This window comes from Aquamicrobium terrae (assembly GCF_052978165.1).
Window position 1 is genome coordinate 322,501 of sequence record NZ_JBRKLZ010000002.1, and the last position, 11,783, is coordinate 334,283.

8 protein-coding genes and 1 pseudogene are annotated in these 11,783 nt (G+C 65.8%); all 9 read left to right on the plus strand.

Features of this window, described 5'->3' with window-relative positions:
* Nucleotides 1-13 precede the first annotated feature (13 nt).
* Nucleotides 14-1,060 carry an autoinducer 2 ABC transporter substrate-binding protein gene (locus ACVCNR_RS18790; protein ID WP_354195250.1) on the plus strand — a complete coding sequence of 349 codons (1,047 nt, stop codon included), beginning with the start codon at nucleotides 14-16 and terminating at the stop codon, nucleotides 1,058-1,060.
* Nucleotides 1,061-1,154: 94 nt separating this feature from the next.
* Complete coding sequence (locus tag ACVCNR_RS18795) at nucleotides 1,155-2,651, plus strand: sugar ABC transporter ATP-binding protein (protein ID WP_354195248.1); 1,497 nt, start codon at nucleotides 1,155-1,157, stop codon at nucleotides 2,649-2,651.
* A gap of 10 nt (nucleotides 2,652-2,661) precedes the next feature.
* Nucleotides 2,662-3,640: pseudogene (locus ACVCNR_RS18800) on the plus strand (ABC transporter permease).
* Between the two features lie 17 nt (nucleotides 3,641-3,657).
* Nucleotides 3,658-4,668, plus strand: coding sequence for an ABC transporter permease (locus ACVCNR_RS18805; RefSeq protein WP_447076003.1), 1,011 nt, complete (start codon nucleotides 3,658-3,660; stop codon nucleotides 4,666-4,668).
* On the plus strand, nucleotides 4,665-5,771 hold the full coding sequence (locus ACVCNR_RS18810) for an aldose 1-epimerase family protein (RefSeq protein WP_447076004.1): 1,107 nt from the start codon (nucleotides 4,665-4,667) through the stop codon (nucleotides 5,769-5,771). The genes ACVCNR_RS18805 and ACVCNR_RS18810 overlap by 4 nt, the downstream gene beginning before the upstream one ends.
* A 3-nt stretch (nucleotides 5,772-5,774) precedes the next feature.
* Nucleotides 5,775-6,752, plus strand: a complete 978-nt coding sequence (rbsK, locus tag ACVCNR_RS18815; RefSeq protein WP_354195240.1) for a ribokinase — start codon at nucleotides 5,775-5,777, stop codon at nucleotides 6,750-6,752.
* Nucleotides 6,753-6,762: 10 nt separating this feature from the next.
* Nucleotides 6,763-7,716 carry a deoxyribose-phosphate aldolase gene (gene deoC, locus ACVCNR_RS18820; protein WP_447076005.1) on the plus strand — a complete coding sequence of 318 codons (954 nt, stop codon included), beginning with the start codon at nucleotides 6,763-6,765 and terminating at the stop codon, nucleotides 7,714-7,716.
* A 10-nt stretch (nucleotides 7,717-7,726) separates the two neighbouring features.
* Nucleotides 7,727-10,105: an aldehyde dehydrogenase family protein gene (locus ACVCNR_RS18825; protein ID WP_447076006.1), complete on the plus strand. Its 2,379-nt coding sequence runs from the start codon at nucleotides 7,727-7,729 to the stop codon at nucleotides 10,103-10,105.
* A 43-nt stretch (nucleotides 10,106-10,148) separates the two neighbouring features.
* Nucleotides 10,149-11,762: an FGGY-family carbohydrate kinase gene (locus tag ACVCNR_RS18830; RefSeq protein WP_447076007.1), complete on the plus strand. Its 1,614-nt coding sequence runs from the start codon at nucleotides 10,149-10,151 to the stop codon at nucleotides 11,760-11,762.
* The last annotated feature ends 21 nt before the right edge of the window (nucleotides 11,763-11,783 follow it).

The window sequence follows — 11,783 nt, forward strand, 5'->3', positions numbered from 1 at the left end:
GAGGAAAATATCGATGAAAGCTTTGCTGACGGCAGCTTCCGTGGCTCTGTCCCTGTTGGCATCGTCCGCGCTGGCGGACCAGATCGTCGACACGTCCAAGCTCAATCAGGATCTGATCACGACGAAGGACGACAAGAAGTACACCATCGCCACTGTGGTGAAGGTGGACGGCATCGCCTGGTTCGACCGCATGCGCGACGGCGTCGAGCAGTTCAAAAGCGACACCGGACATGATGTATGGATGGTCGGCCCGAGCCAGGCGGATGCTGCCGCGCAGGTCCAGCTCATCGAAAACCTGATCGCCCAGGGCGTCGACGCGATCACCGTCGTGCCGTTCTCGGTCGAGGCCGTCGAGCCGGTGCTGAAGAAGGCGCGCGACCGCGGCATCGTGGTGATCTCGCATGAAGCCTCGAACCTCACCAACACCGACTACGATCTCGAAGCCTTCGACAACCTCGCCTATGGTGCCAACCTGATGAAGGAACTCGGCAAGTACACCGGCGGCAAGGGTAAGTATGTCACCACCGTCGGCTCCCTGACGTCCAAGAGCCAGATGGAATGGATCGACGGTGCGGTCGCTTATCAGAAGGAGCATTTCCCGGACATGGAAATGGTCGGCGATCGGCTCGAGACCTATGACGATGCCGCCACCGACTACACCAAGCTGAAGGAGGCGATGACCGCCTATCCCGACATCACCGGCATTCTCGGCGCCCCGATGCCCACCTCGGCCGGCGCCGGCCGGCTGATTGCCGAGGGCGGTCTCAAGGACAAGGTGTTCTTCTCGGGCACCGGCCTGCCTTCGGTGGCCGGCGAATATCTCGCCAATGGCGACATCCAGTACATCCAGTTCTGGGACCCGGCCGTGGCCGGCTATGCCATGAACATGCTGGCCGTGGCCGCTCTCGAGGGCAAGGGCGACCAGATCAAGGCTGGCCTCAACCTCGGTCTTGCCGGCTATGAATCGCTGACCGCTCCGGAGGCGGATCGCCCGAACCTGCTGTATGGAGCGGGCTGGGTCGGCGTCACGTCCGAGAACATGGATCAGTACGACTTCTGATCATGTCCTGCATTCCGGCGTCGGCGACCTGCCGGCGCCGGAATGTACATCGCCCCCAAAGGCGAGGGTTCCCTTCCAGACTGCCGGAAAAACCATGTCCGAGTATTTGATCGAGCTGAAGAACATCAGCAAGCGCTTCGGTGGCGTGCGCGCTCTGGATGACGTGTCCATCGCCATCCGGCCAGGCGAGATTCACTGTCTGGCCGGCGAGAACGGCTCGGGCAAGTCCACCATCATCAAGGTGATGTCGGGCATCTACACGCCCGAGGAAGGCGAGATCCTGGTCGACGGCAGCCCGGTCGGCCGGCTGGATCCCATTCAGGCCGTGCACAAGGGCGTGCAGGTCATCTATCAGGACTTTTCCCTGTTCGGGAACCTGACGGTGGCGGAGAACCTCGTCCTCAACACCTATCTGCTGGAAGGCGCCAGGCGGATGGACTGGCCCCGCGCCCGCAAGATGGCGCGCGAGGTTCTGGCCCGTCTCGACGTGAAGATCGATATCGATGCCGATGTCGAAAGCCTGCCCGCATCGGGAAAGCAGATCGTCGCCATCGCCCGCGCGATTCTTGCGGAAGCGCGGCTGATCGTCATGGACGAGCCGACGACGGCGCTCACCCGCCATGAGGTGGATGCACTGTTCGCCATCGTTCGCGACCTGAAGGCGCAGGGCATCGCCATCCTGTTCGTCAGCCACAAGATGCGCGAAATGCTGGAGATTTCCGAGAGGCTGACCGTCTTCCGCAATGGCAGGAAGGTGGCCGAAGGCGCGATGCGCGACTTCGACGAGCCCGCCATTACCCGCGCCATGACCGGACTGGAGCTCGAGGACGAGCTCTATGCGCCCAAAATCGATGCGGCCGCGACCCCTGCGCTGGAAGTCGAGGATTTGCGTGTTCCGGGCATCGTCAACGGCGTCAGCCTCGAATTGCGGCCCGGCGAGATCGTCGGTATTTCCGGCCTGATCGGCTCGGGCCGGACCGAACTGGCGCGCGCGCTGTTCGGTATGGAAAACGCGACCGCGAAGACATTTCGGGTTTCGGGCAAGGATGTCTTCCCGCGCTCTGTTCAGGAGGCGATCGACCTCGGCATCGCCTATGTGCCGGAGGACAGGCTGAGCGAAGGCCTGTTCCTGACGCAAAGCATCGAGCGCAACATGGTGGTCAGCATATTGGAGCGGCTGCGGCGCGGCCTGTTCCTCGACCGGGCGGCGATGCGCGACAAGACCGAGCAGATGTTTCGCGACATGCAGATCGCCGCGCCTTCGCCCGAGACGGCGGTGGGCAATCTTTCCGGCGGCAACGCGCAGCGCGTGATGCTGGGACGCTGGCTGCTGACGGGCGCGAAGATCCTGCTCCTCAACGGCCCCACCGTGGGTGTCGATGTCGGCTCCAAGGCCAAGATCCATCGCATCATCCGCGACCTTGCCGAAAAGGAGGGACTGGCCGTTCTGATGATTTCGGACGATGTGCCGGAGCTGACCGGCAACTGCAACCGCATCCACGTCATGCATGAGGGGCGCTTCGTGGCCGGGTTCCACGGTGCGGACATGACCGAGGACAACATCAACGACAGCCTGAAGGCGCTGAGGTGAGACGGCGAAGATGAGGAGCTTGCAATCGACGGAAGTCGTGATCGCCGCCGTGCTCGTGGCGGTCATGGTGCTGATCGGCCTGATCAATCCCGCCTTCTGGGGGGTCGACAACCTGTTCAGCCTGGCCAAGGCCAATATTGTCATCGGCATCATGGCGCTGGGCGTTCTGCTGATCATGATTTCGGGCGGCATCGACGTGTCGTTCCCGGCCATCTCGGCCGCCGCGCTCTACATCACCGTGCGCGCCATGGTGGCGCTGGACTACGACGGCGTTCTTCTGCCCTTCATCGCGGCCTCGGTCATCGGCGTGCTGCTTGGCGCCTTCAACGCCTTCATCATCGAGCGGTTCAGGATGATCCCGCTGATCGTGACGCTCGGCACGGCCTCGATCGTGCGCGGGCTGGTGCTTGGCCTGCTCGGCACCTCGATCGTCAACATCAACAAGATGCCGAAGGAGCTGATCGCCTTCGGCAAGCAGGATCTTCGTCACCGTCACCGCCCAGAACGGGGCGACCGTCGGCCTTACCGCCATGGTGCTGGTCTATCTCGGGGTAGCGGTGGTCATGCACATCGTGCTGCGCCACACCATGATGGGCCGCTCGGTCTACGCCTATGGCGGCGATCCGGAATCGGCGCGCCGTGCCGGCGTGAACACGCGCCGCACCATCTTCTTCGTCTATTGCACGGCGGGCCTTCTGGCGGGTTTTGCCGGGCTGCTGCATTCCTCGATGATCTGGCAGGCCAATCCGCGCGACTTCATCGGACTGGAACTCGACGTGATCGCGGCCGTGGTGCTTGGCGGGGCTTCGATCTTCGGCGGACGCGGATCGGTGCTGGGCACGATGATCGGTGTGTTCACGCTCGTCATGGTCAAGAATTCGCTCATCCTGATGAAGGTCGACACCACATGGCAGCGTGTCGTCGTCGGCGTCATCATCATCGCCGCCACCGCGATCACCGCCTGGCGTGACCGCAAGAAACTGGTTTGAGCGGGGAGGCAATGAACATGGCCGCCAAAGCCGAGCGCAAACCTCTCATCCGCCGCCTTCTCGGCGAGGACGCGGCGATCATACAGCTTGCGGCGATCACGCTGCTGATCTTCGTTGTGATGGCGGGACTGAACCCCGACAAGTTCCTGCGCTACTACAATTTCGAGTCGATCTCCTATGTGATGCCCGAGCTTGGCATCCTGTGCATCGCCATGATGGTGGCGATGCTGACCGGCGGTATCGATCTTTCGATCGTCGCGATCGCCAATCTCGCCGCCATCACGGCCGGAATCTATTTCCGTCACCCGGCGGTCGCCGAAGCCATCGCGGCCGGCGGGGCAGGGGTGGTGCTGCACACGATCATGGGCGTGCTCATCGCATTGACGGTGGGGCTTGCCGCCGGCCTGCTGAACGGCGTCCTGATCGCGCGCCTGCGCATCATCCCGATCCTGGCGACGCTCGGTACGGGGCAGGTGTTCGCAGGTCTTGCGCTGGTGCTGACCGGCGGGCCCGCCATCGCCGGCTATCCGCAGGCCTGGACGTGGATCGGCACCGGCAAGCTGCTCGGCATCGCCGCTCCGTTCTGGATCCTGATCGTGGTCGCCGTGGTCGTGGCGGTGGTGCTGCGCCGTACCCATCTGGGCGTCAACCTGATGCTGATCGGCACCAATGCGCGCGCCGCCGTGTTCGCCGGCATCCGCTCCTCGCGCATGATCCTCTACAGCTATGCCATGACCGGCCTGATGGCCGCCATTGCCGGCATCCTGCTTTCTGGCCGCACCAATTCCGCCAAGGCCGATTTCGGTTCCTCCTACCTCCTGCAGGCGGTGCTGATTGCGGTGCTCGGCGGCACCAACCCGGCCGGCGGCAAGGGGCGGGTCGCGGGTGTGCTCTTGGCGCTCGTGGCGCTGATGCTCCTGTCTTCGGGCATGCAGATCATGCGCGTGTCGAACTTCATGATCGATGCCGTCTGGGGCGCGTTCCTGGTGCTGGTGATTGCAATCAACTATCTGAGGTCGCCGAAATGAGTGCCGTTGCGGGCGATACCGTCCTTCATCTCCAGCCGGATGTCTTTTCGGCAAATGGCGAGCGTCTGATCGCCGAAAGCGGGGCCTTTGCCGTCACCGCCTTCCGCTACCCGTCATCGGTGGAAGGGCTGCGCATCGCCAATGCACGCGGCCACGTCACCGTGCTGCCCTTCCTCGGCCAGATGATCTGGGACGCGGTTTTCGACGGGCGCCGCCTGACCATGGGCAACGTATTTCCCTATCCGCGCAACGGCGCCTCGATCCTCGAAACCTACGGCGCCTTCGCCTATCACGCCGGCATTTTGCGCAACGGCACGCCGGGACCCCAGGACACTCATCCCCTGCACGGCGAAATGCCGGTGACGCGCATGGACAGCGCGCATCTGCGCTTCGGCCATGACGTCGAGGGCGGCTTCATCGAGGTCGGGGGCCATGCCGAATATGTGATGGGTTTCGGACCGCACTACGTGGCCCGTCCGCGCGTGCGGCTGCATGAAGGCAGCGGGCTGATCGACGTCGAGATGGCGGTCGAGAACCTGTCGGCACACCAGATGGAGTTGATGTATATGCTCCATGCGAATTTCGACTTCGTGGCGGGCGCGCGGATTCACCAGCCGGCCGACTATTCGCCGCAGAATACGGTGGTGCGCAAGACCGTACCCGGCCATGTCACACCCTCGCAGGCGTTCCTCGAGCTGCTGGAGGATCTCGGACGCAACCCCGCCCGCATGCGCGAGCTCGGTGAGCCGGAGCTCTACAGTCCCGAGCAGGTGTTCTACATCCGCGGGCTGGGGCGTGATGCCGAAGGCCGCACCCGGCTGGTGATGGAGCTGCCGGGCCGCGACGCCTTCTCCGTCGCCTACAGGCCGCAGGACCTGCCGCATTGCGTGCGCTGGATCCTCAATGACGGCGATGCGCAGGTGGCGGCGTTCGCGCTGCCTTCCACCTGCGAGCCCGAAGGCTACACCGCCGAAAAGGCCAAGGGCCATGTGCGCCTGCTCGCCCCGGGCGAGATGGCACGCTTCCCCGTGAAGCTTGGCTATCTGAGCGCCGGGGAAGTTCCGGCCGCAATTTCCGAAATCAACGACATGAACAAGGGTTGAACCATGGCGTCATCCAGCGAAATGGGCAGCGGAACGGACAGCAGGGCCGGGCGCATAGCCGTCGTCGGCTCGAACATGGTGGATCTGATCACCTATGTCACCGTCATGCCCGCACCCGGCGAAACGGTGGAGGCGCCGGATTTCGAGATCGGTTGCGGCGGCAAGGGCGCCAATCAGGCGATCGCGGCGGCGAGGCTCGGCTCGCAGGTCAGCATGGTCACCAAAGTGGGCGACGATCTTTTCGGCGACAACACGCTGCGGAACTTTGCCGACAACGGCATCGACACCACCCATGTGAAGAAGGTGGCGGGCAAGTCGTCGGGCGTTGCGCCGATCTTCGTCGAGCCGTCCGGCGAAAACTCCATCCTCATCGTCAAGGGCGCGAATGCGGAGCTTTCCCCCGCCGATGTCGATGCCGCCGCCGATGTTTTGCGCCAGGCCGATCTGATCCTCATGCAGCTTGAAATCCCGCTGGAAACGGTGCGCCACACGCTGGGCCGCGCGGCGGAATGGGGCGTGCGCACCATTCTCAACCCCGCGCCGGCCGCCGCCGACCTCGACGTCGTGGACCTGCGCAGTCTCAGCTTCCTCATTCCCAACGAAAGCGAGCTTGCCCTTCTATCCGGCCTGCCGACCGGCACGGAAGACGAGATCGCGACGGCGGCGCGCAGCCTGATCGCGCAGGGCATCGGCACGGTCATCGTCACGCTCGGCGCGCGGGGCGCGCGCCTCGTCACCGCCGATGCCGTCACCACCATCGAAGCGGTGAAGGTCAAGCCGGTCGACACCACCGGCGCGGGCGATGCCTTTATCGGCTCGTTCGCCCATTTCCTCGCCGCCACCGGCAACACCGAGGAGGCCCTCAACCGCGCGGCGCGCTACGCCGCGCAATCGGTGGGTCGCCGCGGCACCCAGAAATCCTACGCATCCGCCGAAGAATTCCAGACCTTCTGCGAGACGCTTGCCGTCCCCGCTGCATAAGAGCCGATCCATGTCAGAAACCCATGAACGCAATCCCGGCTGCGCGCTCCGGCGCGAGTGGTTCGAGGATGTCCAGGTAAACCGGACGGCGGCCGAGCGCCGCGCCGCGGCCATCACGTCCGGGCGTACCGTGAAGAAGAATTATCAGGCCGCATGGCTGCTGCGCGCCGTCCAGTGCATCGACCTCACCACGCTGGCGGGCGACGATACGCCGGGCCGCGTGCGCCGCCTGTGCGCCAAGGCAAGGCAGCCCGTCCGCCCCGACCTTCTGCAGGCGATGGGGGTTGATGCCGTCACCACCGGGGCGGTGTGCGTCTACCCGACCATGGTGGAGCATGCGGTGAAGGCGCTGGAGGGCTCCGGCATCCCGGTCGCGTCCGTGGCCACGGGCTTTCCCTCGGGGCTCACGCCGCTGCCGCAGCGACTGGCGGAAATCCGCTACGCCGTGGAGCAGGGGGCCCGGGAGATCGATATCGTCATCACCCGCGAGCATGTGCTGCTCGGCGATTGGCAGGCGCTGCACGACGAGGTGTGCGCCATGCGCGAGACCTGCGGCGAGGCCCACATGAAGGCCATTCTGGCCACCGGCGAGCTTGGCACGCTGACCAATGTCTACCGCGCCTCCATGGTGGCGATGCAGGCCGGCGCCGACTTCATCAAGACCTCGACCGGCAAGGAGACGGAGAACGCCACGCTGCCTGTCTCGCTGACCATGCTGCGCGCCTTGCGCGACTATGGCGAGCTGACCGGCTTCCGCGTCGGCTTCAAGCCGGCCGGCGGCCTGCGCACGGCGAAGGACGCGCTCGCCTGGCTGGCGCTGATGAAGGAGGAACTGGGCGGCCCGTGGCTGAAGCCCGGCCTGTTCCGCATCGGCGCATCCTCCATGCTCGCCGACATCGAGCGCCAGCTCGAACATCACGTCACCGGCCGCTACGCCAGCGACGATCATCACGCACTGAGCTGAGGTCCGGCAGATGAACATCAGGGACATCATGGAAACCATGGATTATGGCCCGGCCCCGGAGGCCGCGACGGACGTGCTGGCGTGGCTTGACGGCCGTGGCCGCGTCTTCGGGCACTTCATCGACGGCGGCTTCACCGGCGCGGACGCCGCCGGCATCAGGGTCGAGAATCCGGCCGACGGCGAAACGCTCGCCCGCATTCCGGCTGCCGGGGAGGCGGAAATCAACGCCGCCGTCGCCGCCGCGGCGAAAGCCTTTCCCCGCTGGTCGAGGCTTCCGGGCTTCGAGCGCAGCCGCTATCTCTACGCCATCGCCCGCCATTTGCAGCAGCGCGAGCGGTTCTTCGCCGTGTTGGAAAGCCTCGACAACGGCAAGCCGATCCGCGAGACGCGCAACGCCGACATTCCTTTGGCGATCCGGCATTTCTACCACCATGCCGGCTGGGCGGCCGCGGCCGAGACCGAGTTCGCCGGGCTGGATCCGCTCGGCGTCTGCGGCCAGATCATTCCGTGGAACTTCCCGCTGCTGATGCTGGCATGGAAGATCGCGCCGGCGCTGGCCGCCGGCAACACGGTGGTGCTCAAGCCCGCCGACCTGACGCCGCTGACGGCGATCGCCTTCGCCGAGCTGCTGGGCGAGGTCGGCCTGCCTAAGGGGGTCGTCAACATCGTCCACGGCGGGGCCGCGACCGGAGCGCTGATCGTGCGCCATCCCGACATCGCCAAGATCGCCTTCACCGGCTCGACGGCAGTAGGCCGGGAAATTCGCCGTGCGACCGCCGGTTCCGGTAAAAAGCTGTCGCTGGAACTTGGGGGCAAGTCGCCCTTCATCGTGTGCGCCGATGCCGATCTCGACGCCGCCGTCGAAGGCGTGGTCGAGGGTGTGTGGTTCAACCAGGGCGAGGTCTGCTGCGCCGGATCGCGCCTTCTGGTGCAGGAAGGCATAGCGGAGCGCTTTCTCGCCAGGCTGCGCGCGCGCATGGAACGCCTGCGCGTCGGCGACCCGCTCGACAAGTCGACGGATATGGGCGCCATCGTGTCGGCCGGCCAGAAGGCGCGTATCGAGGGCCTGCTGAAGCAGGCCGGCGCCGAGGGTTACACGCTGGAGCAGTCATCCTGCCCGCTGCCGCCCAAGGGCCATTACATCGCGCCGGGCTTCTTTGCCGACGCCGAACCCTCCGCCACGGTTTCGCAGGTGGAGATTTTCGGGCCGATCGCGGTCACCACCACCTTCCGCACCGTGGACGAGGCCGTGCAGCTTGCCAACAATACGGCCTACGGACTTTCGGCATCGATCTGGTCCGAGAACATCAATGCGGCCACCGAACTGGCGGCGCGGGTGAAGGCCGGCGTGGTGTGGATCAACGCCACCAATATGTTCGACGCCAATGCGCCCTTCGGCGGGATGAAGGAAAGCGGCTATGGCCGCGAAGGCGCGCGCGAGGGCATGGCCTTCTATCTGCAACGGGCGAGGGCCGGCCGCCGTGCTCCGTTCAAGCCCGTCGTGGCCGACTTTTCCGCCGTGCCGCAGGCCGATGCCGCCACCGCCTTCATCGATCGCACGATGAAGAACTACATCGGCGGCAAGCAGGCGCGGCCGGATGGCGGCGCAAGCTATGCCATCCGCGACCCGAAAGGCGAAGTCCTTGGCCTTGCTCCGGTTTCCGGCCGCAAGGACATCCGCAACGCGGTCGAGGCCGCGATCAAGGCCAAGGGCTGGGCGGCCAACGCCCATGGCCGGGCCCAGGTGCTGTTCTTCCTTGGCGAAAACCTCTCGGCGCGCTCCACGGAACTGGCCGGACTGGTGCAGCGGCTGACCGGCGCGCCCAAGGCGCAGGCCGAGGCGGAGGTGCGCCAGACGCTCGAGCGCTGCTTCTACTATGCCGGCCTTGCCGACAAGGACGACGGTGCGATCCACGCCACCAAGCCGCGCCATCTGACGCTTTCGCTGAAGGAGCCGGTCGGCGTGGTCGGTGTGCTTGCGCCGGATCAGTCGCCGCTGCTGGCGTTGATGTCGCTCGTCCTGCCGCTGATCGCCACCGGCAACCGGGTGGTCGCCGTGCCGTCGCCCGCCCATGCGCTGATCGCCCAGCCGCTCTACCAGATATTCGACACGTCCGACCTTCCGGGCGGCGTCGTCAATCTGGTTACGGGCGAGCGCGACGTGCTGGCCAAAACCCTGGCCGAGCACGACGCGGTCGATGGCATCTGGTACCACGGGTCCGCGGAAGGAGCTGCCGCCGTCGAGACGCTATCGGCCGGCAATCTCAAGCAGGTCTGGACCAATGACGGCCAGTCGCTCGACTGGTCGCAGGACACGGTGGCGCGCGGTCGTGACTGGATGGACCGGGCCACGCAGGTCAAGACGATCTGGGTGCCTTACGGCGCCTGATCCGGCCCCGGGCCGAACATGATGGAAGGATGCCGGTGATGCCATGCATTTCATAGGTGTGGATGTCGGAACCGCCAGCGCGCGCGCCGGCGTGTTCGACCGGACCGGCGCGCTGCTCGGTGCGGCCAGCCATCCGATCCGGATCTGGCGTGAGCGGCCCGATCATGTCGAGCAGTCGAGCGACGATATCTGGGCGGCAGTCACGGCCAGCGTGCGCGGGGCGTGCGAAAAGGCCGGTATCGCACCGGAGCAGGTCGCGGGCATCGGCTTCGACGCCACCTGTTCGCTGGTGGTGCTTGACGGGGAGGGGCGTCCACTCGCCGTCAATGCGGAAGGCGAGGATGAGCGCAACATCATCGTCTGGATGGACCACCGCGCCACGCCGCAGGCGAAGCGCATCAACGCCACCGGCGCGCGGGTTCTCGACTATGTCGGGGGCCGGATATCGCCTGAGATGCAAACGCCGAAGCTGTTGTGGCTGGCCGAGGAACTGCCCGCGACCTTTGGCAGGGCCGGCCATTTCATGGACCTGACCGACTTCCTGACATGGCGTGCCACCGGCAGCCTTCGGCGTTCCACCTGCACGGTCACATGCAAGTGGACCTATCTCGCCCATGAGCAGCGCTGGGACGAAGCCTATTTCCATGAAATCGGCCTGGGTGCGCTGGCAGACGAGAAGTTCGTCCGCATCGGCGACCAGACAAACCCGCCCGGCACCGCCATTCCCGGTGGTCTGCGCGCCGCCGCGGCACGGGATTTCGGCCTCGCACCCGGCACGCCGGTGGCCATGGGCCTGATCGACGCGCACGCTGGTGCCCTCGGCACCATCGGTGCCGACGGGCTTGCCGGCAAGCTCGAACAGCGGCTTGCCTATGTGTTCGGCACCTCGGCCTGCACGCTCAACGTGTCCGCCGCGCCGATGTTCGTGCCCGGCGTCTGGGGTCCCTATTACTCCGCGCTGGTTCCGGGCCTGTGGCTCTCGGAAGGCGGCCAGTCGGCAGCCGGCGCGGCCATCGACCATGCCGTGCGTCAGCATGCCTGGGCCGCCGCAGCTTCCGCAAAGGCGGAGGCGGCCGGCAAGAGCCTGCCCGGATGGCTGGAGGGCAGGGCGGTCGAGGTTCTGGAAGACATGCCGCTGGCCCAGCTTCTCGGCGGCGTCCATGTGGTCGGTGATTTCCTCGGCAACCGCGCGCCGTTCGCCGACCCCGATGCACGCGGCATCATCGCCGGGCTCGACATGGCCGAGGACGAAACGAGCCTGATCCGCCTTTATGTGGCGGCGGTGATCTCCATCGGCTACGGGCTCAGGCAGATTGTCGAGATCCTGCGCCGGGAGGGTGCCGATCTTGAAACGGTGGTCGTCAGCGGCGGGGCCGGGCGCAGCGCCCTGGTGCGGCAGCTTCTGGCGGATGCCGGCGGCCTGCCGGTCAGCACATGCGTTTCGCCCGAACCGGTTCTGCTGGGCGCCGCCATGACCGCCGCCGTTGCGGCCGGCGTGGAACCGGACCTGCAAACAGCCATGGAAGCGCTGTCCGCGGTCAGTGAAACGACATTTCCTGCCCCGGAAAGCCGGGAGTTGCACACGTGGCGCTACAAGGCGTTCATTGCGCTGCAGGAGGTCGACCGCTCGCTGCGTGAGCACGGCCGGGGATCGTAGATCAGCATCGGTTTTGGCTTG

Coding starts and splice junctions, on each gene's coding strand:
- ACVCNR_RS18795 (WP_354195248.1), top strand. CDS start 1,155: ATGTCCGAGTATTTGATCGAGCTGAAGAACATCAGCAAGCGCTTCGGT.
- ACVCNR_RS18825 (WP_447076006.1), top strand. CDS start 7,727: ATGAACATCAGGGACATCATGGAAACCATGGATTATGGCCCGGCCCCG.
- deoC (WP_447076005.1), top strand. CDS start 6,763: ATGTCAGAAACCCATGAACGCAATCCCGGCTGCGCGCTCCGGCGCGAG.
- ACVCNR_RS18805 (WP_447076003.1), top strand. CDS start 3,658: ATGGCCGCCAAAGCCGAGCGCAAACCTCTCATCCGCCGCCTTCTCGGC.
- ACVCNR_RS18830 (WP_447076007.1), top strand. CDS start 10,149: ATGCATTTCATAGGTGTGGATGTCGGAACCGCCAGCGCGCGCGCCGGC.
- ACVCNR_RS18790 (WP_354195250.1), top strand. CDS start 14: ATGAAAGCTTTGCTGACGGCAGCTTCCGTGGCTCTGTCCCTGTTGGCA.
- rbsK (WP_354195240.1), top strand. CDS start 5,775: ATGGCGTCATCCAGCGAAATGGGCAGCGGAACGGACAGCAGGGCCGGG.
- ACVCNR_RS18810 (WP_447076004.1), top strand. CDS start 4,665: ATGAGTGCCGTTGCGGGCGATACCGTCCTTCATCTCCAGCCGGATGTC.